The sequence below is a fragment of the Streptomyces sp. CoH27 genome, assembly GCF_020181035.1.
Lineage (GTDB): Bacteria > Actinomycetota > Actinomycetes > Streptomycetales > Streptomycetaceae > Streptomyces > Streptomyces camelliae.
In genome coordinates, this window is the sequence record NZ_JAIQYY010000017.1 from 160060 (window position 1) to 183861 (window position 23802).

Sequence of the window (23802 nt, forward strand, 5' to 3'; positions counted from 1 at the left end):
CCTACTTGAAGCGGAACGCCTTCATCAGCTTCAGGCTCCGGCTCATGAACGCCGCGTACTTCGCGTCGTCCATCCCCAGCGACGGCGCCATCGGCAGCAGTCGCTGCTGGGCCACGGTCTGGGCCTCGGTGTACTTGAGGATGCCCTCGGAGCCGTGCCGGCGGCCGAGACCGGAGTCCTTCATGCCGCCCATCGGGGACTGGACGCTTCCGTAGGCGGGCGCGTAACCCTCGTTGACGTTGACCGTGCCGGTGCGCAGGCGGGCGGCGACCTCGCGGCCGCGCCGGGCGCTGGTCGTCCAGACCGACGCGTTGAGGCCGTACGGTGTGGCGTTGGCGCGCTCGACGGCCTCGTCGTCGGAGGAGAAGCGGTAGATGGAGACGACCGGGCCGAAGGTCTCCTCCTCGCAGACGGACATGGAGTCCTCGACGCCGTCGAGGATGGTGGGCTCGAAGAAGTACGGGCCGATGTCCGGCCGGGCCACCCCGCCCGCGACGAGCCTCGCGCCCTTCGCCACGGCCTCCTCCACATGCCGTTCCACGGTCTTCAGCTGCCGCTCGCCCACCAGCGAGCCCATGTCGGCGCCGTAGGCGAGGGAGTTGCCGAGCCGCATGGCCTTGGTGCGGGCGGCGAAGCGCTCCAGGAAGGCGTCGGCGACCGACTCGTGGACGTAGAGCCGCTCGATGGAGATGCAGAGCTGTCCGGCGGAGGAGAAGCAGGCGCGTACCGCACCGGCGGCGGCCTTCTCGATGTCGGCGTCGTCCAGGACCAGCATGGCGTTCTTGCCGCCGAGTTCGAGGGAGACGCCGACCAGGCGGGCCGCCGCGCCCTGTGCGACCTCGCGCCCCGTGCGGGTGGAGCCGGTGAAGGAGACGTAGTCGGCGTGCTTGACGACCTCAGGGCCGACGACCGGGCCCTCGCCGAGGACGACCTGGAAGACGCCCTCGGGCAGGCCCGCCTCGATCAGCAGGTCACGCGCCCACAGCGCGGTCAGGCAGGTCTCCGTGTCCGGCTTCATCACCACCGCGTTGCCGGCCGCGAAGGCGGGCAGCGCGTCGCCGACGGACAGTTCCAGGGGGTAGTTCCAGGGGGCGATCTGGCCCACGACCCCGCGCGGGTGGCGCAGTTCGGTGACCTTCGTGAGGGTGGGGATGGCGCCGGTGTGCCGCTTCGGCTTCAGGTACGAAGGCGCTGTGCGGCCGTAGTGGCGGGCCGCGACGGCGACGGCCTGGACCTCCTCGTGCGCGTGCAGCCGGGCCTTGCCGGTCTCCAGCTGGATGAGGTCGAGGACCTCGGCCTGCCGCTGGAGCACCAGGTCGTGGAAGCGCAGCAGGACGGCGGCGCGCTGCCGCACCGGGGTCCTCTCCCACATGGCCTGCGCGGCGCGGGCGGCCTCGAAGGCCTGCCGCACGTCCTCGGGGGTGGACTCGGGCAGGTCGGCCAGCTTCTCGCCGGTGAACGGGGTGTGGTTGGCGGTCCGGCCGGAACCGGCCACGCCCTTGGTGAGCCGGGCCACCAGTTCCGGGGTGACCACGTCGGCGGCGGTGCGGGCGCCCTCGGGGGCGGGCGCGAGGGGGTTGGTACCGGCGATGTCCGAGGCCTGCGTGTCCGTCATGAGGCGCAGGGTATGCCGGAGGGAACGCTTTGTGTACCCGTCGGTAACGGGGATTCACGGACTGCTCACACACTGCCAGTGATCACTGGCAGTGAATGTGCTGATCAGGGCGTTGACAGCCATCCGGCGTCGGGCCGAACGGAACGATCATTCGAGTCCGGCTTTTTTCGCCAGGAGCAGGCCGAGCGCCGTGCGGGGGGTGCGGCGGCGGGGGTCGGGGGCGGGTACGACCTCCGGAGCGGGGACCGGCCGCGCGGGTTCCGGCACCGGCGCCGGCGCGGGTTCCGGTACGTCGGGAAGCCCGAGGTGGCCCCGGAGTGCCGCCGCGACCTCGGCCGCGCCGGGGCGGGCCGCCGGCTCGTCGGCCTGCAACCGGTCCAGCAGCGGGCCGAGCGTGCCCAGCCGTACCGGGTCCGGGTCCCCCACCGCGGCCCGCAGCAGCGCGCCCAGGGACCACAGGTCGGAGGCCGGCCCGGCGCCGGGGCCCGCGGTGCGCTCGGGGGCGACGAATCCGGCGGGCGCGTCCGCCGGGTGGCCGTCGCCGGTCCCGAAGTCGGTGACGACCACCCGTCCCGTGCCGGACTCCAGCAGCACGTTGGCCGGCTTGACGTCCCGGTGCACGATGCCGACGGCGTGCGCGGCACGCAGGGCACCGAGGACGGCGAGCCCGATCCGGGCGGCCTCGGCGGGCGGCACCGGCCCGCGCAGCAGCACTTCGCGCAGCGACTCGCCCTCCACCAACTCCATGACGATCCAGGGGACGTGGCCCTCGGTGACGACGTCCAGCACGGTGACGGCGGACGGGTGACGCACCCGGGAGGCGGCCCTGGCCTCCGTGTACAGCCGGTGTGCGACACGGCGGCTGTCCTCGTCGTCGGCCGGATCGCCGGGCAGCAGCGGCTCCTTGAGGGCGACCTCGCCGCGCCCTTGCTCGTCCCGGGCCCGCCACACCGTTCCGGTCGGCCCGGACCCGAGGCGCCCGGCGAGCCGGTAGCGGCCACCGATCAGACGTACGCCGGGCGGGTGTTCGCCGTCTCCAGTCATGTCACATGAGTACCGTGCGCACCACGCCGTTGTCGAAGCGGGCGGTCAGCGTCCCGTTCCGGACGCGGACGGTTCAGGCGGCCCACCGGTGAAACGTGAACCCCCGAGCCGCCTTCCGCACCTCCACCGCCCCTCCCCCGCCGGCGAAGTGGGCTGGTACGACCAACTCCCGTTCGGCCGCCGCCCGTTCCAGCACCCGCTGCCGGGTGGTGGCCGCCTGCCGCGGATCGAGGCAGAAGCAGCTGCTGCACTCGGGGCGCAGGATCTGCACCGGGCTGTGCAGCAGATCCCCGACGAACACCGCCCGCTCGCCGCGCGACTCGACCCGCAGCACGGAGGAGCCCGGCGTATGGCCGGGGGCGGACTCCAGCACGAGGTGTGCGTCGATCCGGTACGCGTCCTCCCACCGGACCGCCTGACCGGCCCGGTGCACCGGGGCCACGCTGTCCTCGTACAGCAGCCGGTCGGCCACCCGCGCCCCGCCCCCGTACCCGCCCTCGGGCCCGAAGTGGCGGTCGTCGGCGGCCGGGAGGAGGTACCGGGCACGCGGGAAGGCGGGCACCCACTCGTCGTCCACAGCCTGGGTGTTCCAGCCGACGTGGTCCGCGTGGATATGAGTGTTGACGACGACGTCCACCGTGCCGGGATCCACCCCGGCCGCGCGCAGCCGCCCCGGCAGATCGCCGGGCCGCCGGTGGAACATCGGCAGGCCGGGCCGCTCCCGGTCCCGGCCCACCCCCGTGTCGACCAGCACCGTCCGCCCGGCGCTGCGCACCACCCAGGTCTGCAGCGCCGACACGGCGAGATCGGCGCCGGGCTCCCAGTGCCCGGGGGCGAGCTGGTCCTCGTACTCCTGCCACAGCTCCGGAGCGCAGTCCGGGACGAGCTGCCGGGCGGACGCGACGGTCCCCTGCCATTCGACGATGCGCAGGACCTCGACGTCCCCGATCAGAAACCTCTGCACGCTCTCTTCGGTCATGCCTCCACGCTAGGAGCCGGGCGTGAGCGTTCCAATGCTCGATCGCCTCGACCGGATACGCTGGTGTCTCATGGACGTGGTCAGTGATGCCATCTCGGCCGTCCGGGTGGGGCGGCCCTCCTCCAGCCTGCTGCGGGTGCGCGGCGGCTGGGCGGTGCGGCTGGTGCCGTACGAGGGCGCGGGTTTCCATGTCGTGCTGGGCGGCGCCTGCACCCTGCTGCCGGACGACGGCGAAGGCACGCCGGTGCCGCTGGGTGCCGGGGACGTGGTGCTGGTGCCGCACGGGGCCGGGCATGTGCTGGCGGACCGGGCGGCGGGCCCGGAGGCGGCGCGCCGGGCCCGCCCCCTGGAAGAGGTGCGGGACACCGATCTGTCCCTCCCCGGAACCGGCCCTGAGGTACGGCTGCTGTGCGGCAAGTACCGCCTGGACCGCAGCCGGACCCACCCCCTGCTGGCCGAGCTGCCCGAGGTGGTGCGGCTGCCGGCCGGTGACGCGGACTCCCCCGAACTGCGCTCGGCGGTGGACCTGCTGGCCCGGGAACTGGACGCGGACGCCCGCCGTCCCGGCGCGAGCCTGGTGCTGCCCGGCCTGCTGGACCTGCTGCTGGTCTACATGATCCGCGCCTGGGCGGCCCGCGCCCGGACCGCCGACGGGACCGGCAGCTGGCCCGCCGCCCTGGCCGACCCGGCGACGGCGGCGGCTCTGCACGCCCTGCACTCCGACCCGGCGGCGCCCTGGACGAACGACCTGCTGGCCGCCCGCGCGGGCGTCTCCCGGGCCACCCTGTCCCGCCGCTTCACCGCCCTGGTCGGCCGCCCGCCGATGGCGTATCTGACCTGGTGGCGGCTGACCCTGGCGGCGACCCGGCTGCGCGGCTCCGACGCACCGCTCGCGACGGTGGCCCGCGAGAGCGGGTACGGCAGCCCGTACGCCCTCTCGCACGCCTTCAGCCGGGAGTTCGGCATCACACCGGGCCGCTACCGGACCCTCGGCACCGCGCCCGTCAGAACTTCGTGATGTCCAGGCCGTCGATCGCCGCCTCGGCCACCGCCCGGCCGCGCGCGGTGAAGTCGCCCTTGCCGGGATAGCCGACGGTGAGGGTGTAGAGGTCTCCGGCGCCGGTGCGGTAGTAGAAGATCTGGAGTTCGCGCGGGCGCGGGTTCTGGCTGTCGGTGGTCGTGTAGCCGACGGTGTTCCGCGCGGCCTGCCTGCCGTGGTACGTGGCCGTGTCGTCCGGGTGGGTGCGCGCGCCCGCGGGCATGTCGAGGGTGTACTCCCCCTGGCTGCGGAACTTGTCGTCGTCGGCGTACATCTGCGACCGCGCGCTGTTCTTGATCTCGTGCGACGCGTCGTCCGCCGTCCGGGACAGGTGCAGGGTGATCCAGACGCCACCGCTCCAGTCCTTGTACGTCACCCAGTGCTTGTCGGTGTCGTCCTTGGCGGGCCGGGTGACCTGGTAGCCGGCCGGGACGGCGAGCGTGGCGCCCAGCCCGGTCTCCGGCCGCTTCGCCCAGCCGTCGGGCAGCGGGCCCGCGAAGGGATCGGCGAGGACGAGGTACGCCGCCGCCGCGACCAGCGCCGCGCCGACGCCCGCGCCCAGCCAGGCCGTACGGCGGCGGAGGCGCCGGGGGCGGGCAGTGGGCAGTGGCTGGTTCTGCACGGTGTCGGTCCGCACCGCGGGCGCCGGGGGCGCGGGCGGCCGTACGGCCTCCTCCAGCAGGGCGCGCACCCGCTCCGCCGGCAGCCGCTGCGCGGGATCCTTGTGCAGCAGTCCGTCGATGACCTCGGCCAGCGGGCCGGTGGCGGACGCGGGCGCCGCCGGGGTGGAGTTGAGGACGGACTGGAGGGTGGCCGGGGTGTTGCTGCGGCGGAATGGCGAGACGCCCTCGGTGGCGGTGTAGAGCAGCACGCCCAGGGACCACAGGTCGCTCGCCGGGCCGGGCCGCTGCCCCAGCACCCGCTCCGGCGCGATGTACTCGGGCGAGCCGACGAAACCGCCGGTGTCCGTCAGCCGGGTGTCGCCCTCGATCCACGCGATGCCGAAGTCGGTGAGGACCACCCGGTCGTAGCGGCCGAGCAGGACGTTGTCCGGTTTCACGTCCCGGTGCAGCACACCCGCCGCGTGCGCCGCCTCCAGCGCGCCCAGCACCTCCAGGCCGACCCGGGCCGCCTCGCGCGTGTCCAGCGTGCCCTCGCGCAGCACGTCGCCGAGGGTGCGGCCGTGGACCAGCTCCATCACGATCCAGGGCCGGCCGTCGACCACCGCGACGTCGTGGACGTTCACCACCGCTGGGTGGTCCAGCCGGGCCGCCGCGCGGGCCTCGCGGCGCATGCGCTCGTAGGCGTTCTCGCGTTCCCGTTCGGGAAGGTGCTCCGGGACGCGCGGCTCCTTGACGGCGACCTCCCGGTCCACCGTCTCGTCGTGGGCCCGCCACACCGTGCCCATCCCGCCGTGTCCTAGCTTGCCGAGCAGCCGGTAGCGGCCGGCGACCAGCCGTCCGGTGCCCTCCGGGTGCACGTGCGGTTGCTGTGGTTGCGATGGTTGCGGTGGTTGCAGAACAAAACTCGTCGTGTCGTCGGCCGTGCGGCCGGTGACTCCCCCGTCGCTGCTCATGGTTCATCCTTATCGCGCCATGAGCGCCCGATCCACAGGGATCGGGAACCGGTCACGAACCCGTGACCGAGAAGGTGTCCAGGGCCACGTCGAAGTACTCCCGGGCCTCCCGCACCTTCCCGACCGGCGCCGACACCCACACGTCGTACAGCCGGCCGGAATCCTCCCAGCACAGGTCGTAGGTGTGCCGGGGGCCCTCCGCCGTGCTGAAGCCGTCCCAGGTGAACTCCCAGAGCGCGGCGGGGTGTCCGGCGTGCGTGGTGCGGGTGACCCGGCCGTCGTGGTAACCGGGGTTGGTGTCCGGGCCCTCGGCCGCCGACCGCTCCATCACGCCCTGCGGGCCGCCGGGTTGGGGCTCGGCGACCTTGATGCCGAGGCGGAAGGTCTCCCCGGGCGAGAGATAGAAGACGCGTTCGCCCTGCGGGCTGCGGGTGAAGTCCTCCGGTACGGCGAGGGAGAAGCCGGCCGGGTCGCGGGCGGTGCGGTAACCGGAGGGTGCCGTATGGGAGTTGGCGACCTCCGATGGTGTCGACGGTGTCGAGGGGGTCGGTGAGGGGGAGGGGGGAGCGGGGCTCGTGCCGGTACCGGTGGTTCCGGTGCCGGTGCTTCCGGTTCCGGTCGCCGGGGACGTCGCCGTGCCGCCCGGACTGCCGCCGCCCCCGTCGCCGTTCCCGTGCAGCAGCAGGGCCGCCGAGACACCGGCCCCGGCCAGCGCGGCGACGAGCACCGCCGCGATCAGCGCCCCGCGCCTGGCGGTCCGGGACTCAGGGGCGGCCGACGGCTCGGACCCGGCGGGTGGGGGCGGGGGGCCGTGCGGAAGGTCCGGCTGGGTCGGCGAGTAGGGCGCCGCCGCCCCCGCCGTACGACTGCCGGGTCGGCTTCCCGTGCGGCTCCCGGTGGTCCGGCCTCCCGTCCCCGGCCTCGGCGTTCGGCCCCCGGCGATCCGGTGGTGCCCGCGCCCGCCGCCCGCCGTACCGGCCGTGCCCGGAGCCTCCGGTGTCCGTCCCGTCTCCAGGTAGGCCCGCAGCATCCGCTCGGCGTCGGCCGCGCCGAGCCGCCGGTCGGGGTCGCGTTCCAGCAGCCCCCGTACGACAGGGAGCAGCGGCTCGGCCTCGACGGGTGGCCGGATCTCGGCGGCGACGACGGCGTGCAGGATGCCGCCGATCGAGTCGCGCCGGAACGGCGACTCACCGCTGAGGACCGTGCACAGCAGCGCGCCCAGCGACCACAGGTCGGACTCCGGCCCGGTACGCACCCCCGACATCCGCTCCGGCGCGGTGTACTCGGGCGAGCCGACGAAGGAACCCGTCTCGGTGAGCGTGGTGGCGCCCGCGACCTGCGCGATGCCGAAGTCGGTGAGCACGACCCGGCCGGTGCCGGCCTCGATCAGCACGTTCGCGGGCTTGATGTCCCGGTGCAGCACCCCCGCCTCGTGCGCCGTGTGCACGGCGCTGAGCAGGGCGATGCCGATGCGTGCGGCCTCGGCGGCGTCGGCCGGGCCGTCCCGGGCGATCCGGTCGGCGAGCGAACCACCCTCGACCAACTCCATGACCAGGTACGGCCGTTCCTCGTGCTCCACCACGTCGTGCACGACGATGATGTGCGGATGCCGCAGCTGGGCGACCGCCCGCGCCTCACGCAGGGTACGGTCCCGGCGGCGCCGGGCGTCGTCGTCCGGGAGCGAGTCGTCCGGGAGGAGTTCCTTGACCGCGACCAGGCGGCCCAGCAACTGGTCGCTCGCCCGCCACACGACGCCCATGCCGCCGCGCCCGATGCGTGCCTCCAGGCGGTAACGGCCCGCGATCACCCGGAAGTCGGCGCCCTCGGTCCCCATGCGCCCCATCATGCCCCACCGGACCCATGCCCTCCGGGACACCGACCGGCCAAGCCGGGGTGCTCAACCAGCGGTTTTCGGCCGTATCAGCCGCCGGGCACCGCGCTCAGGCGCTCAGGACCCGTTCGGCTCCTGCCAGGACTGCAGCACCCACTTGAACTGCTTGCTGGTTTTCGCCCAGTCCTCGGCCGGCGTCGACATGTAGATGGCGTACTCGGTGCCCGAGCGCGCGAAGTACGTCTCCTCGATCGCGTGCCGCGGACCGGGGACGTACGGCGGGTCCTTCTTCAGCGCGGTCCAGGTGTACTCCCACAGCGAGCCCTTGCGGTCGCGGTAGATGTTCTCCTGCATCTGCACTTTCCTGTAGTCGACCAGCCGCTGAAGCTGCTGTTCCAGGTCCTTCTGGTGCTGGAGCGGGGTGGCGAAGTCCGGGATGTCGATGGCGATGCGCACGAAGTGCTTGCCGCCGTCCGGGGTGTAGTCGATCTGCTTGAGGCCGCTCTGGTTCTCGTAGACCTTCCGCTTCCAGCCCTTGGGCAGGGAGAGGCTGAAGCCGAGCGGGTCGTGGTGGGTCTCCCAGCTGGCGGGGATCGTGCCGTCGGGGCCCGGTGTGGCGGTGTCGCTCCCGGAGGGGTCCGTGGCCGGGCCCGCACCGCCGCTCGTGCCGGTGTCGCTCTGCGTCCCGCTCCACTCCTGGACGGCGACCGCCACGCCACCGCCGAGCACGGCCGCGGCCGCGACGACGAGCACGAGCGTACGCAGCCGGCGCCGCGGGCGCGGACGGGGGCGTGCCGTCGCCGCGCTCCCCACCGACCCGGCGGATCCGGCCGGTCCGGCCGGCGCGGGTGCCACGGCCGTGGGCCCGGTCACCGAGGGGACCGCGCCGGCCGCCGCTCCGGGGCCGGGGCCGGTCACCGACGTACCGGAGCCGTAGCCCGACGGGCCCGCCCCGGGACCTGTGCCGGTGTGCAAGCCCCGGCCCTGGGTCGGGACGAACGCCTGCGCCGCGTTCGGCCGGCGGCCCTCCGCCGCCTCGGCGAGCAGCTGCTCCGCCTCCTCCGCGCCCGGCCGCTGAGCGGGTTCCTTGCGCAGCAGGGCGGCTATCACGGGGCCGAGCGCACCGGCGTGGCGCGGCTCGGCGGCCTCCTCCTCGACGACCGCCTGCATGGTGCTCAGCGGCGAGGTGCGGCGGAACGGCGAACGGCCCTCGACCGCCGTGTACAGCGTGGCGCCGAGCGCCCACAGGTCCGAGGACGGGCCCGGGTCGTGGCCCCGCACCCGCTCGGGCGCCAGATAGTCGACCGAGCCGACGACCTCCCCGGTGCGGGTGATGGTGGTGTCGCCCTCGATCTGGGCGATGCCGAAGTCGGTGAGCAGGACCCGGCCGTCCCGGCCGAGGAGCACGTTGCCGGGCTTGACGTCCCGGTGCAGCACCCCGGCGGAGTGGGCGGCGCGCAGCGCCCGCAGCACCCACAGCCCGATCCGGGCGGCCTCCCTGGGCTCCACCCGCCCCCGCTCCTTGACCGCGTCGGCCAGCGAGTTGCCCTCGACCAGCTCCATCACGATCCAGGGGCGGCCGTCGTGTTCGAGGACGTCGTGCACGGTGACGACGGCGGAGTGATTGATGCGCGCGGCGGCGCGGGCCTCGGCCCGGGTGCGGGCGAGCAGCACGGCCCGGTCGCCGTCGGAGACGTAGAGGGCAGCGGTCAACTCCTTGACGGCGACCGTCCGGTGCAGCACCTCGTCGTGGGCGCGCCACACCCGGCCCATGCCGCCGCTGCCGATGGAGTCGGCAAGCCGGTAGCGGCCCGCTATGAGCAGGCCCTGCATCTGATTCACGTTGCCCCGCAATGCTCTTGACAGGGTCAGACTAAGGACCGGCTACCCCTCTGGGAACAAGCGGGGTCCCAAGGTGACAGCACTGTGACGCTTGTCGCTCAGCTGCCTCACTGGGCGCTCAACCGGTATAGCGGTACGTCGCGGTGGCCTGCTCGTACAGCCGTGTCACCGCGTCGCGCTGGGACTCCGGGCCGCGGACCTGGATGATGTGGTAGCGGCCGTTCAGCAGGATCGCCATGTTGCGCACGAACAGGTCCCGCCCCTGCCCGTCGGTCCAGGTGAACTGCCCCTCGGCCATGGTCCGTCCGCCCACCTCGATGGTGCGCAGCCCGGTGGCCGTGGCCCAGCTGGAGTCGCGGTACGGCTGGAGTTCGCTCTCCTTGTCCCGCTGGTAGACCATGGGGTCGCTGCCGTAGGCGGAGGCGCTGTCCCGTCCGGGTACGACGATGAGCTCGAAGTTCCCCTGCGCGTAGACGACCTGCCCGCTGCCGTTCTTCGGGGTGCGGTCCCAGCCCTTGGCGACGGCGACCTTGAAGCCCTCGGGGTCGGTGCGCAGAGTGAAACCGTCGGCGACGGACGGATCGCCACCGGTCTGGGGCTGGGTCTCGGTGGCGGGCGCGGACGCGGAGGGACCGCCGTCCGCGGACTGCCCGGAGGACGGCTGCACGCTGCGCGAGGGAACGGCACTCACCTCCCCCGCGGTGCCGGTACGGTCGCTGCCCGCCGCGCCGTCGGCCCCCTGTTTCGGCATGAACAGCATCGCGTAGGCGATCGCTCCGGCCAGCAGAAGCAGGATCAGCAGGAGCAGGGTCCGCCCGAGACTGCGCGGCGACCGGACGTCGTCGTCCCGGGTGCGCTCCCGGATCCGCTCGGACCGGTCCCGGATCCGCTCGGACCGGTCCCGGGTCCGCTCCCGTACCTGCTCGCGGTCCCGCTTGTGCCGCCCGTGCGGAGAGACGTCGGCCTGCCGCTCGGCGCGCCGCCGCCGCAGCCGCACCAGCTCGCCGCGGCGCCGGACGATCGGCAGCCGGCGCGGGTCGGCGGGCGGGACGGGCACCACATGCGTACCGGCGTCGGGCTCGGGCGCGGAGCGGACCAGCGAGCGCAGCCAGCCGTTCAGCTCCTCGAAGTCGAGACGCTCGGTGGGGTCCTGGCGCAGCAGGGACTCCACGACCGGCCGCAGCGGACCGCACTCCTCGGCGAAGGCAGGCGGCTCGGCGCACACCAGCTGCACGAGTTCGGCCGTGGACTCCTCGGGGTAGGGCGCGTGCCCCTGTACGGCCCGGAACAGCAACGCCCCGAGCGCCCACAGGTCGGTCGCGGGCCCGATCGGCGCCGCCAGCTGCCAGTTCTCGTGCACGGGCCCGGCCTGCTCCGGCGCCCACCGCTCCGTCACCGGCCCGACGACAGTCATCCGCACCTGCCGAGCCCGCTCAGCCGCCAACGCACTCCCCGCCCCACGCCGGACCCCGGCAACACCGGCGGGGTCGTCCCAGCGGGCCGGGCCGGGATGGACAGGGTCCGCGCCGGCCCGCTGGGCCTGGCTCTGCCCGGGAACGGACGGATACTGCGGGCCCCCTGGCGCCACCGCGGAACCGCCGTGAACGCCGGGGACCGGGCCGGGCTGGACGGGATCGGTGCCCGTCCGGTGTGCCGGTGCGGAGGGGTCGTGCGAGGCTCCTGCGGGCAGCCCGGGGCGCTGGGTGCCGTCGCCTCCCAGGGCCGGGGGTGTGCTGCCGGAGCCTGGGCGGGGTGAGGTGCCGTGCCAGGGGGTGGTCCGGACGCCGTAGGGGTCGGCGATGCGGCCGGGCGGGGGCGTGCTGCCCGGTCCGGCGGGGTACGGCGGCTGGGCCGTGCCGTCGGGTCCGTCGGTGCCGGTGCCGTTCTCGGCGGGCGGGCGGGCGCCGGGCAGCGCGGGGCGGCCGTTCTGCCCGGGTTCCTGCACCCGGGCAGCGGCACGCGCACCCGCGCGGTACGCGGCGATCGCCCCGGCACGAGCCGCACGGATGTCCGTCCCGCTCGCACTCCTGGCGCCACTCTCCAGAGCCCGCTGCCCCGCCGGACCGCCGACCACATCGGTCCCGCCGTTCGCACCCGGCAGCCCACCTGCCGCCCTCGCCTGGATCGCGGCCCGGCGCGCGGCCTCCGGATCGACGTCGGCGGACGGAACACCGCCGGCGGGACCCACGGACGACGGGCCGACGCGCTGTCCGGCGGCCGTCGTACCGGCGCCTCCGGCCTCGATCCCCGGCCCGTCGGCGAACGGCCCGCCGCCCGAGCCACTCCGACCGGCCCCGCCGGCAGCCATCGCCCCAGCTCCCGGCTCAGCCCGCTCCACCCCTGCTGTCCCCGGCAGCCTGGAAGCCGCCGAACCACCCGCAGCCCCCGGCGCCGCGTACATCCCCCCGCCGAACTCGCCGTCCTCCCCCGGTACCGGGTCGTACCCGCACAGCGCCTCCTCCGCCGCCCCGACCGCAAGCCCCGTCAGCAGGACGCGGCCGTCCTCGCAGACGAGCACCGTGCGGGCGGTGATGTTGCGGTGGACCCAGCCATGGGCGTGCAGTACCCGGAGTGCCATGAGCACGTCGGAGGCGACCTCGGCGGCCCGGTACGGGGACAGCGGCTGCTCGGCGAGGAACGCGGACAGCGGACGCGCGGCCACCCACTCGCTGACGATCCACAGGGAGCCGCCCTCGGCGAACACGTCGAAGACCTGGTCCAGCCGGGGATGGTCGGGGATGCGGGCCGCCGCCTGCGCGGCCTCCACAGCGCGTCGTACGGCAGGATCCGCGGGCCGGCGCGTCGCCGTACGGGCATCCGGTGCCGCCCGCCGGGCCCCGCCCCGCTCGCGCGCCGTGAACCCCTCGGGCAACCCCTCCGCGTCGAGCACCTCGGCCTCGACGACCTCAGGCAACGGCACCTGCCGGACGAGGACTTCCTGCCCGCTGTAGGTGTCGAAGGCGCGGGACTCGGTGAGTTCGTACTCGTCGGACGGCGGCAACGGCAGGCGGTAGCGGTCGGCGAGCACCCGACCCGCGTAGTCGTCCACGTTGCCTCCCCCGGCCGCCCGGCTGGTCACATCCGTTCGCCTCACGACCCGTTTCGCACAGACATACGGCTGCATACGGTCCGCAACCATTCACGATACGTGCCGGAGGCAACCCGCACGGAGTGGATGCCGGAATGTGACGACCCAAACCGCCGTACGCCGGTTACGACTTGGGTGTGAAGGAGGCCGTCAGCGTCTTCCAGGTGTCCTGGCACAGCGCGCTGTCCCAGTCGGCGGCCTTCGCGGTGTACATCAGTCCGTAGCCGAGATGGCCGTTGACGACGAAACCCCGGTCGATGGTGCGGTACTCGGTACCACCCTCGACGTAGGTGAACTCCCAGTCGGCCGTGTTCCAGCCCCGGTAGTCCACCTTCTCGATGCGGACCTTGTGGTACTGGGCGCGCACCATGTAGCGCTCCTGGTTCTGCCAGTCCGCCACCGGGTCGCCCTTGGGCGTACTCGTCCACGCGACCAGCAGCTTCTGTCCACCGGGTCCGGTGTAGCGGTCACCGGCGTCGTCGCTGGACTTGTACGACCAGCCCTTGGGCAGCCCGATCGAGTACCCCTGTCCGCCCTTGCGGGTGGACACCGCCGGCGCGGAGCCGGCCGCGGACGGGCTCGCGCTGCCGTCGGGCCTGCTGTCCGACGGCGTACCGGTACCGGCGGAGGACGGGCTCGCCCCGCCCGTCCGCGCCGCGCCGCCCGTGCCGCGGCTCTCCTTGGTGGACGCACTCGCGCTCACCGCCGACTTGGCCCCGCTGCCGTTGTCGTCCTTGCCACCGCTGTTGAGGGCGAAGGCCAGGATGGTGCCGAGCACGGCGAGGACGACGACCACGGCGATGATCACCAGCGTGCGCTTGGGCACGACATCGGTCAGCGGCGCCCTCGGCACCGGCCGCGGCGGCAGGTCCAGGTCCGGCGGCGGCATCACGGGCCAGCCGGAACTCGGCTTGGTCGAGCTGGAGTTCGGCCCGCCTGCGGCACCGGAGGCCGACGGCGCACCGGGAGCAGCACCCGAGCCACCGGTCCCACCGGAGGCAGAAGCAGCAGCGGGCCGTGCAGCACCGGCGACGGAACCCCCCACGCCCGCCGGGCCACTCGTACCCACCGGACGGCCGCCGACCGGACCTCCCGAACGGCCCGCACCCGCCGAACCGTTCGTTCCCGCCGAACCGCCGGCGGCAGGCGCGCCCGCGTCACCGCCCCCGCTCTTCGTCCGCGTCCCGGCCGCGGCGGAGGCCGCCCCCGCCGCCTTGCGGACCGAACGCAGCGCGCCGCGCAGCTTCTCCGCGGCCTCCTCGCCCCGCTTGCCCTCGGCCGGACCGGGCTGCGGCGGCAGCGGAACCACCCGCGTGGCGTCCATCGGCTCCGGCTCGGGCGCTTGGATCACCTTGTTGAACATGGCCCGCGCCCCGGCGTCGTCGAGCCGCTTGGCGGGGTCCTTGGTGAGCAGGCCGTAGATGACGTCCCGCAGCGGGCCCGCGTGCTTGGGCTCCTCCAGCGGCTCGGTCATCACCGCGGTGAGCGTGGCGATCGCCGACCCCTTGTCGTACGGCGGTACGCCCTCCACCGCCGCGTACAGCAGGCCGCCGAGCGACCACAGGTCGGCCGCCGGGCCCGGCTTGTGGCCGCGGGCGCGCTCCGGGGCGATGTAGGAGGGGGCGCCGACGAGCATGCCGGTGGAGGTGATGGACGGGTCGCCCTCCACCTGGGCGATGCCGAAGTCGGTGAGCACGACCCGGCCGTCCTCGGCGATGAGCACGTTGGACGGCTTCACGTCCCGGTGCAGGATGCCCTCGCGGTGCGCGGAGCGCAGTACGTCGAGGACGGCGAGCCCGACCTCGGCGGCGCGCTTCGGCTCCAGCAGGCCGTCCTCGCGGATGACCTCGGCGAGGGACTTGCCCTCCACCAACTCCATGACGATCCACGGCCGGTCGTCCTCGTCGACCACGTCGAAGACCGTCACCGCGCTGTTGTTGCGGATCCGGGCGATCGCCTTGGCCTCGCGCAGGGTGCGCGTGATCAGGCGCCGCTTCTCCTCCTCGTCGATGTTCGACGGGAACCGCAGCTCCTTGACGGCGACTGTCCGGCCCAGGGTCTCGTCCTCGGCCCGCCACACGGTGCCCATGCCGCCGCGGCCCAGCACGTCTCCCAGCCGGTACCGCCCGGCGAGGAGACGACGCTCGCTCTTGTCCTGACGAGTCTCCTGACGAGAAGTGCCCGCCCGCTCCGCCTCCGACATGCGTCCCCTCATGCAACCCGCCCTGACAGAGCCTCCATTGTCTCTCACCCGACAAGTGGGCGACGCCCAGGGTGCCCACCAGAAGAGGCCGTTCCGCTTATCGGGATGAGGGGTCGTAAGAGGGGAGGAACCGGAACCCTGACACCACTTCAGGCCCCGGTGGCGCTGATGACCGTGATGACCCTGATGTCGCTACAGCGGCGCGATGTCCGGCGCCCCCAGCCGGGCCGCGTCCGCCGTCAGGTCGTCGGGCTGGCGCTGGGACTCGCGCTCGGCCTCCACCCGCTTCTCGTAGTGCTCGACCTCGCGCTCGATCTGGCCCTCGTCCCAGCCGAGGACCGGCGCCATCAGCCCGGCCGCCTCGCGGGCGCTGCGGGTACCCCGGTCGAAGGTCTCGATGGAGATGCGGGTACGGCGGGTGAGCACGTCGTCCAGGTGCCGGGCGCCCTCGTGGGAGGCGGCGTAGACCACCTCAGCGCGCAGATAGTCGTCCGCGGCGGCCAGGGGCTCGCCCAGGGCAGGGTCGGCGGCGATCAGGTCCAGGACCTCCTCGGCCAGGGAGCCGTACCGGTTCAGCAGGTGCTCGACACGGGCCACGTGCACTCCGGTCCGGGCGGCGATGCGCGCTCGCGCGTTCCACAGCGCCTGGTATCCCTCCGCGCCCAGCAGCGGGGTCTCCTCGGTCACGCAGTCGGCGACGCGCGTGTCCAGGCCGTGCACCGCCTCGTCGACGGCGTCCTTCGCCATCACCCGGTACGTGGTGTACTTGCCGCCGGCGACGACCACCAGCCCGGGCGCCGGGTGGGCGACCGTGTGCTCGCGGGACAGCTTGCTGGTGGCGTCGGACTCCCCGGCGAGCAGCGGGCGCAGACCGGCGTACACGCCCTGGACGTCGTCGCGGCCGAGCGGCACCGCGAGCACCGAGTTGACGTGTTCCAGCAGGTAGTCGATGTCGGCGCTGGACGCGGCCGGGTGGGCCTTGTCGAGGTCCCAGTCGGTGTCGGTGGTGCCGATGATCCAGTGCCGGCCCCAGGGGATGACGAAGAGGACGGACTTCTCGGTGCGCAGGATCAGGCCGGTGGTGGAGTGGACGCGGTCCTTGGGCACGACCAGGTGGATGCCCTTGGAGGCGCGGACGTGGAACTGGCCGCGCTCGCCCACCATGGCCTGGGTGTCGTCGGTCCACACACCGGTCGCGTTGACGACCTGCTTGGCGCGGATCTCGTACTCCCCGCCGGCCTCGACGTCCCGCACGCGCGCGCCGACGACCCGGTCGCCCTCCCGCAGAAAGCCCGTCACACGCGCGCGGTTGGCCGCTCTCGCGCCGTACGACGCCGCCGTGCGCACCAAGGTGGCCACGAAGCGGGCGTCGTCCACCTGGGCGTCGTAGTACTGCAGGGCGCCGACCAGGGCGTCCTTCTTCAGGCAGGGCGCGACGCGCAGGGCGTGACGGCGGGTCAGATGGCGGTGCAGGGGCAGCCCTCGACCGTGCCCGCGCGCCATGGACATCGCGTCGTAGAGCGCGACTCCCGAGCCGGCGTAGAGCCGCTCCCAGCCCTTGTGCTGCAACGGGTAGAGGAACGGCACCGGCTTGACGAGATGCGGGGCGAGCCGCTCCAGCAGCAGCCCGCGCTCCTTCAGCGCCTCCCGTACGAGGGCGAAGTCGAGCATCTCCAGATAACGCAGCCCGCCGTGGATGAGCTTGCTGGACCGGCTGGAGGTGCCGGACGCCCAGTCGCGGGCCTCGACCAGCCCGGTGGACAGACCGCGTGTGACGGCGTCCAGCGCGGTCCCGGCCCCGACGACTCCGCCGCCGACGACCAGCACGTCCAGCTCGCGCTCCGCCATCGCCGCCAGTGCCTCGGCGCGCTGCTCCGGCCCCAGAGTCGCTGTCCTCACCGCTGCCTCCCGCTGTCGCACTCGCTCGCGTCGGCCGCACCCGGCGGGCGAAGCCCGGTTCATCCCCAGCCTCATGTCCTCATGCCCAAATTCTGACCGGCTTGCCCGGCTTCAGCAGCTTCTTGCGGGGAACCTGGCGTCCGCTCGGCAGCCGGCCACCGGGCGCTCCGGGCCCGGTGGCGGGGCCGCGCACTCGCGCTGACGGCCTCACCCGGTTGGGTGATGAGCGGGGAACGTACAGCTGACTGTCGAACGAATGCGCATGTTTCGCGCCGCGCGAGCACGCCTACGGCGAGATCAAGGTCGACTGCCCGTCGCTCAGCGACGGGCAGTCGACCCACCACGGACTTCCAACCTGGACAACTCGCGCACATCCCCCGGAAGACACACGAACACAATCACCCATAACAGTCATATGTGTACCTAGTCTGACAGTGCGCTCGCTCATCCTGTCCACAGCGGTTGCGCATCTGTCCCGCTTCGGTTACTGGGAAGGACGGCCCACGCCATGCCCGCAGACCTCGCCGTCATCGGACTCGGCCCCTACGGATTGCCGCTCGCCCAGGCCGCCGTCGCCGCGGGGATCCCCACCGTCGGCTACGCCACCGGCCCCGAGGCGGGTTCGCTCAGCCCCGCCGAGCTGCGCCGGATGCATGCCACGGGGTTCCGGCCCGGCACCGATCCCGCCCAGCTCGGCCGGGTGCGCACCGCCGTGATCTGCGCGCCGACCCCGCGCGACGCCGACGGCGGGCTCGACCTCGGCCAGGTGGAGGCGGCCGCCCGCACCCTGGCCGAGCGGCTGCGCCCGCACACCACGGTCATCCTGGAGTCACCCGTACTGCCGGGTACGACGGAGAAGTTCCTGCGGCCGCTGCTGGAGAAGGGCTCGGGTCTGCGCGCCGGACGCGACTTCCACCTGGCCTACTCGCCCAGCCGGGTCGACCCCGGCAGCCGCGACCGCACCCCCGCCGGCACCCCCCGGGTCATCGGCGGCCTCACCCCCGCCTGCACCGAGTCGGCCGCCGCCTTCTACGGCCGGCTCACGGACAAGGTGGTCCGCGCGCGCGGGCTGCGCGAGGCGGAGACCGTGCAGCTGCTGGAGACCAACTTCCGGCACGTCAACATCGCGCTCGTCAACGAGATGGCCGTCCTGTGCCATGAACTGGGCGTCGATCTGTGGGACGTGATCCGCTGCGCGGAGACCAAGCCCTTCGGTTTCCAGGCGTTCCGGCCCGGACCCGGCGTCGGCGGGCACGGCGTCCCGCAGGACCTGACCGGCCACGCCACCCGCACCCTGCGCATGGTGGAACTGGCCCAGCAGGTCAACCACCGCATGCCCCGCTACGTCGTCCAGCGCGCCGCCGCCCTCCTCAACGAGCACGGCAAGTCCGCCCGGGGCGCGCGCGTGCTGCTGCTCGGCGTCACCTACAAGGCCGACCTCGCCGATCTGCAGGGCACTCCGGCCCAGGAGATCGCGATCCGGCTGATGGAGCTGGGCGCCTCGGTGAGCTACCACGACCCGTACGTGCCCGCGTGGAGCCTCCTGGACCGCCCGGTCCCGCGCGCGGACTCCCTCTACGAGGCGGCCGCCGACGCCGACCTGACGATCCTGCTCCAGCAGCACCGCACGTACGACCTCCAGGGCCTGTCGGTGAAGGCCCAGCTCCTGCTGGACACCCGGGGGGCGACCCCGACGGGCGCGGCACACCGGCTCTGACGGCTCCGGGGCCCGGTCACGAACGGAAAACAGCCAGGGGCGTTGTCGTCCCTGGCTGTTAATCTCCCCCGGACCCGCCACACACGCGTGTGCCGGGTGCGTTCCGTTTCCGTTCGTCACCTGTGTTTCACATCGGGGGGATTTCTGTCATGAGCAACTCAATGCCGCCACCGCAGTCCGGTCCGGCCGGCGCCAACCCGTACGCCCAGCAGCCCGGTCCGGCCGGGGCGAACCCGTACGCCCAGCAGCCGCCCGCCGGTGCGCCGTACCCGCCGCAGCAGGGTGCCTACCCCCAGCAGCCGGGCGCCTTCGCGGGACCGCCCGCGCCGCCCGCGCCGGGCAAGAACAACCTCGCCCTCGGCCTGGTCGCCGCGGTCGTCGCCGCCGTGGCCACCGCCGCGCTCTACGGCATCGTCATCGGCGCCACCAAGCACGAGATCGGCTACGCGGCCGTCGGCGTCGGCTTCGTCATCGGCCTCGCGGCCGGCAAGGCGGGCGGCCGCAACCCGGTCCTGCCCGTCGTGAGCGCCGTCCTCGCGCTCGGCTCGGTGTACATCGGCCAGCTGGTCGGCGAGGCCATGATCGGCGCCAAGGCGCTGAACGTGGGCTTCAGCGAGCTGTTCTTCCAGCACTTCTCCGTGGTCCAGGAGGCCTGGAAGCAGGACGCCGACCCGCTGACCTTCCTCTTCTTCGCCATCGCCGCGTTCGCCGCGTTCTCCGGCGCCCGGAAGGCCGCCGCGTAACGCCTCCGGCAAGCCGAAGGGCCCGTCCACCGCACCGGTGGACGGGCCCTTTCGCGCGCGGAGGTCAGCGGCGGTGCTGGCTGTCCGCGACCGTCACCTCGACCCGCTGGAACTCCTTCAGCTCGCTGTAGCCGGTCGTGGCCATGGCGCGGCGCAGGGCGCCGAAGAAGTTCATCGAACCGTCGGGCGTGTGGGAGGGGCCGGTGAGGACCTCCTCGATCGTGCCGACCGTGCCGAGGTCGACCTTCTGGCCGCGGGGCAGCTCCTCGTTGACCGCCTCCATGCCCCAGTGGTGGCCCTTGCCGGGCGCGTCCGTGGCGCGGGCCAGCGGGGAGCCCATCATCACCGCGTCGGCACCGCAGGCGATCGCCTTGGGCAGGTCGCCGGACCAGCCGACGCCGCCGTCCGCGATCACGTGCACGTACCGGCCGCCGGACTCGTCCATGTAGTCCCGGCGGGCCGCGGCCACGTCGGCCACCGCGGTGGCCATCGGGACCTGGATGCCGAGGACGTTGCGCGTGGTGTGCGCGGCGCCGCCGCCGAAGCCGACCAGGACACCGGCCGCGCCGGTGCGCATCAGGTGCAGGGCCGCCGTGTACGTGGCGCAGCCGCCGACGATCACCGGGACGTCCAGCTCGTAGATGAACTGCTTCAGGTTCAGCGGCTCCGACGAGTGGGAGACGTGCTCCGCCGAGACCGTCGTACCGCGGATGACGAAGATGTCCACGCCCGCGTCCACGACCGCCTTGGAGAACTGGGCGGTGCGCTGCGGGGAGAGCGCGGCCGCCGTGACCACGCCGGAGTCGCGCACCTCCTTGATACGGGCGCCGATCAGCTCCTCCTTGATGGGCGCCGCGTAGATCTCCTGGAGGCGGCGGGTGGCCGCCTCCGCGTCCAGCTCGGCGATCTCGTCCAGCAGCGGCTGCGGGTCCTCGTACCGCGTCCACAGGCCTTCGAGGTTGAGGACACCCAGGCCGCCCAGCTCGCCGATGCGGATCGCGGTGGCCGGGGAGACGACCGAGTCCATGGGGGCGGCCAGGAAGGGCAGCTCGAAGCGGTAGGCGTCGATCTGCCAGGCGATCGAGACCTCCTTCGGGTCCCGCGTACGGCGGCTGGGGACGACGGCGATGTCGTCGAAGGCGTACGCCCGGCGGCCGCGCTTGCCGCGCCCGATCTCGATCTCAGTCACGTCTCTAGGCCTTTCCCTATGCGTTGCAGCGCCTTCCAGTATCGCCGACGGGTACGACAAAGGCGGCCCCGGTGCGTCCGGGACCGCCGTTGTCCGAGCCTCACACGCGCGCGTGCGTCACTTGCTGCTGTAGTTCGGCGCCTCGACCGTCATCTGGATGTCGTGCGGGTGGCTCTCCTTGAGGCCCGCGGAGGTGATGCGGACGAAGCGGCCCTTGGACTCCATCTCCTCGATGGTGGCCGCACCCACGTAGCCCATGGTCTGGCGCAGACCGCCGACGAGCTGGTGCAGCACGTTGGCCAGCGGGCCGCGGTAGGGCACCTGGCCCTCGACGCCCTCGGGCACGAGCTTGTCGTCGGAGGAGACCTCGGCCTGGAAGTAACGGTCCTTGGAGTACGACTTCCCCTGGCCGCGGGACTGCATCGCGCCGAGCGAGCCCATGCCGCGGTACGACTTGAACTGCTTGCCGTTGATGAAGAGCAGCTCGCCGGGCGACTCCTCGCAGCCCGCGAGCAGCGAACCGAGCATCACCGTGTCGGCGCCGGCGGCCAGCGCCTTGCCGATGTCGCCGGAGTACTGCAGGCCGCCGTCGCCGATCACCGGGATGCCGGCCGGGCGGGCGGCGAGGGAGGCCTCGTAGATGGCGGTGACCTGCGGGACGCCGATGCCTGCGACCACGCGCGTGGTGCAGATCGAGCCGGGGCCCACACCCACCTTGATGCCGTCGACACCGGCGTCGATCAGCGCCTGGGCGCCGTCGCGGGTGGCGACGTTGCCGCCGATCACGTCGACGTTCACGCTCGACTTGATCTTCGCCATCCAGCTCAGCGCGTTGCTGTTGTGGCCGTGGGAGGTGTCGACGACCAGGAAGTCCACGCCGGCCTCGGCGAGCGCCTGGGCGCGCTCCAGCGCCTCGGGGCTGGCACCGACCGCGGCACCGACGAGCAGCCGGCCCTCGGCGTCCTTGGCGGCGTTCGGGTACTTCTCGGCCTTGACGAAGTCCTTGACCGTGATGAGGCCCTTGAGGACGCCCGCGTCGTCGACCAGGGGCAGCTTCTCGATCTTGTGCTTGCGCAGCAGCTCCATGGCCTCGACACCGGAGATGCCGACCTTGCCGGTGACCAGCGGCATCGGCGTCATGACCTCGCGCACCTGGCGGCCGCGGTCGGACTCGAAGGCCATGTCACGGTTGGTGACGATGCCGAGCAGCTTGCCGGCCGGGTCGGTGACCGGGACACCGCTGATGCGGAACTTGGCGCACAGGGCGTCCGCCTCGGCGAGCGTCGCCTCCGGGTGCACGGTGATGGGGTCGGTGACCATGCCGGACTCGGACCGCTTGACCAGGTCGACCTGGTTGACCTGGTCCTCGACGGAGAGGTTGCGGTGCAGCACGCCGACGCCGCCGAGCCGGGCCATCGCGATGGCCATGCGGGACTCGGTCACCTTGTCCATCGCCGCCGAGAGCAGCGGGATGTTGACCCGGACGTTGCGGGAGATGCGGGACGAGGTGTCGACCGCGTTGGGGAGCACCTCGGATGCGCCCGGCAGCAGCAGCACGTCGTCGTAGGTCAGCCCGAGTGTCGCGAATTTACCGGGCACTCCGTCGACGTTGGCAGTCATGACACCTTCCCCAAATGGCCTTGATCGGTGCGGATGTCCATGCTAACGGGAAGCATCGCTAGCAAATTCCACGGTACGGGGTCGCTTCCGGCTTCGTATGTTCGTACGGAGACGAAAGCGCGCCTGTTCACGGCAGAACGACAGGGGCTTCGGCCAAGGGGTTACTGCTCGGCGAGCGCGCGCAGACGGCTCAGCGCGCGGTGCTGGGCGACCCGGACCGCGCCTGGTGACATTCCCAACATCTGCCCGGTCTCCTCCGCGGTCAAGCCCACGGCGATGCGCAGCAGGAGCAGCTCGCGCTGGTTCTCAGGGAGGTTGGCCAGGAGTTTCTTGGCCCAAGCGGCGTCGCTGCTGAGCAGGGCGCGCTCCTCGGGGCCGAGGGAGTCGTCGGGGCGCTCGGGCATCTCGTCCGAGGGGACGGCCGTGGAACCCGGGTGGCGCATCGCGGCGCGCTGGAGGTCGGCCACCTTGTGCGAGGCGATGGCGAACACGAACGCCTCGAAGGGGCGGCCGGTGTCGCGATAGCGCGGCAGGGCCAGCAGGACCGCGACGCAGACCTCCTGGGCGAGGTCCTCGACGAAATGGCGCGCGTCGCCCGGCAGCCGGGACAGCCGCGTGCGGCAGTAGCGCAGCGCGAGGGGGTGGACGTGGGCGAGCAGATCGTGCGTGGCCTGCTCGTCGCCGTCGACCGCACGATGCACGAGCGCACCGATCGCCCCCTGGGCCGTGCCCGCATCGTCGTCGCGCATCGGTCCATGGTGCCTTGCGGCCGTCCGGTCCGTCGCATTGTGCTCGTGGTTGTGCACCGAAGCGTTATGAGCAGGTGCGCCGGCACTCATCCCCTGCGCCCTCCCCTTCCGCTCGACCGACTCGTCCCCGAGAGACTCCACATCTCAAGGATGCGGCATCCGCGCCGAAACGAGCAGCGCGCGTCCGGCGGTCCGCCGTGCGGACCGCCCGCCGACGGTGCCGACGGGGTCGCACACGTCGCACACCGGGGGCGTGCGCGACCCGGGTGCGTGCGCCCCGAACCGTGCCGCGCGACACCGGTCTCGGGTGCTCCGCCCGGCACCGGCGGGACCCCGCCGACCTGGGCGTTGACAGACGGCGGTGGTGGCCCGGCCCGGCGTGTGACAGCGCCCTGCGCGCGGTGCGCGGCCCCGTTCCCGCGCGCGTGCGGGCACCCTGCCGACGAGCTGACGCGAACACCCTCACATGTGACCGGGTCCACCCCGCGAAGACACATCACAGCCGCTTCTCCGGACAACCGGGACGCTCACGCGGGAACTTCGCGTACGCCCCCGAGGGGCGCGCCACGTCCCGGCCGGCGCATGGTGACTGCTGCCCGGGGCGGCGGATCCGCCGTCGGCCCCGGGTGTGCCGCCCGGTGCCGGCCGGTCCCGCCCGCCCCGCAGGG

Annotated in this window: 15 protein-coding genes; 3 read left to right on the top strand and 12 right to left on the bottom strand. The window is 73.2% G+C overall.

Features of this window, described 5'->3' with window-relative positions:
• Position 1: 1 nt before the first annotated feature.
• From LE548_RS27920 to LE548_RS27930, 3 genes are all read right to left on the bottom strand, one after another.
• On the bottom strand, positions 2 to 1615 hold the full coding sequence (locus LE548_RS27920) for a succinic semialdehyde dehydrogenase (protein ID WP_225099725.1): 1614 nt from the start codon (positions 1613 to 1615) through the stop codon (positions 2 to 4).
• A 147-nt stretch (positions 1616 to 1762) separates the two neighbouring features.
• Entirely contained in the window at positions 1763 to 2659 is an 897-nt protein-coding gene (locus LE548_RS27925) for a serine/threonine-protein kinase (RefSeq protein ID WP_225099726.1), read from the bottom strand.
• Positions 2660 to 2732: 73 nt separating this feature from the next.
• A complete protein-coding gene (locus LE548_RS27930) occupies positions 2733 to 3638 on the bottom strand; it encodes an MBL fold metallo-hydrolase (RefSeq protein WP_225099727.1) in 906 nt (301 codons plus the stop codon).
• Between the two features lie 70 nt (positions 3639 to 3708).
• Here LE548_RS27930 and LE548_RS27935 point away from each other — a divergent pair, with 70 nt between their 5' ends.
• Complete coding sequence (locus tag LE548_RS27935; protein WP_225099783.1) at positions 3709 to 4656, top strand: AraC family transcriptional regulator; 948 nt, start codon at positions 3709 to 3711, stop codon at positions 4654 to 4656.
• Here the strand turns inward: LE548_RS27935 and LE548_RS27940 are convergent.
• From LE548_RS27940 to LE548_RS27965, 6 genes are all read right to left on the bottom strand, one after another.
• On the bottom strand, positions 4643 to 6253 hold the full coding sequence (locus LE548_RS27940) for a serine/threonine-protein kinase (protein ID WP_225099728.1): 1611 nt from the start codon (positions 6251 to 6253) through the stop codon (positions 4643 to 4645). The genes LE548_RS27935 and LE548_RS27940 overlap by 14 nt on opposite strands.
• 52 nt (positions 6254 to 6305) lie before the next feature.
• Entirely contained in the window at positions 6306 to 8087 is a 1782-nt protein-coding gene (locus tag LE548_RS27945) for a serine/threonine-protein kinase (protein ID WP_225099729.1), read from the bottom strand.
• Positions 8088 to 8201: 114 nt separating this feature from the next.
• On the bottom strand, positions 8202 to 9917 hold the full coding sequence (locus LE548_RS27950; protein WP_225099730.1) for a serine/threonine-protein kinase: 1716 nt from the start codon (positions 9915 to 9917) through the stop codon (positions 8202 to 8204).
• 127 nt (positions 9918 to 10044) lie between these two features.
• A complete protein-coding gene (locus LE548_RS27955; protein WP_225099731.1) occupies positions 10045 to 12975 on the bottom strand; it encodes a protein kinase in 2931 nt (976 codons plus the stop codon).
• Between the two features lie 163 nt (positions 12976 to 13138).
• A complete protein-coding gene (locus tag LE548_RS27960; RefSeq protein WP_225099732.1) occupies positions 13139 to 15217 on the bottom strand; it encodes a serine/threonine-protein kinase in 2079 nt (692 codons plus the stop codon).
• Between the two features lie 192 nt (positions 15218 to 15409).
• Complete coding sequence (locus LE548_RS27965; protein WP_225099733.1) at positions 15410 to 17116, bottom strand: glycerol-3-phosphate dehydrogenase/oxidase; 1707 nt, start codon at positions 17114 to 17116, stop codon at positions 15410 to 15412.
• Between the two features lie 508 nt (positions 17117 to 17624).
• On the opposite strand from LE548_RS27965, the gene LE548_RS27970 reads away from it, so the two are divergent.
• Entirely contained in the window at positions 17625 to 18833 is a 1209-nt protein-coding gene (locus LE548_RS27970; RefSeq protein WP_225099734.1) for a nucleotide sugar dehydrogenase, read from the top strand.
• A 149-nt stretch (positions 18834 to 18982) separates the two neighbouring features.
• A complete protein-coding gene (locus tag LE548_RS27975; protein ID WP_225099735.1) occupies positions 18983 to 19576 on the top strand; it encodes a hypothetical protein in 594 nt (197 codons plus the stop codon).
• A gap of 64 nt (positions 19577 to 19640) precedes the next feature.
• Here LE548_RS27975 and LE548_RS27980 read toward each other — a convergent pair whose 3' ends face one another.
• The 3 genes from LE548_RS27980 to LE548_RS27990 all read right to left on the bottom strand — a co-directional run bounded on the left by LE548_RS27980 (position 19641) and on the right by LE548_RS27990 (position 23134).
• On the bottom strand, positions 19641 to 20765 hold the full coding sequence (locus LE548_RS27980) for a GuaB3 family IMP dehydrogenase-related protein (RefSeq protein ID WP_225099736.1): 1125 nt from the start codon (positions 20763 to 20765) through the stop codon (positions 19641 to 19643).
• 117 nt (positions 20766 to 20882) lie between these two features.
• A complete protein-coding gene (gene guaB, locus LE548_RS27985; RefSeq protein WP_225099737.1) occupies positions 20883 to 22385 on the bottom strand; it encodes an IMP dehydrogenase in 1503 nt (500 codons plus the stop codon).
• A gap of 161 nt (positions 22386 to 22546) precedes the next feature.
• The gene (locus LE548_RS27990; RefSeq protein WP_225099738.1) at positions 22547 to 23134 is read right to left on the bottom strand and encodes a sigma-70 family RNA polymerase sigma factor; all 588 of its coding nucleotides are present in this window, start codon (positions 23132 to 23134) and stop codon (positions 22547 to 22549) included.
• Between the last annotated feature and the right edge of the window lie 668 nt (positions 23135 to 23802).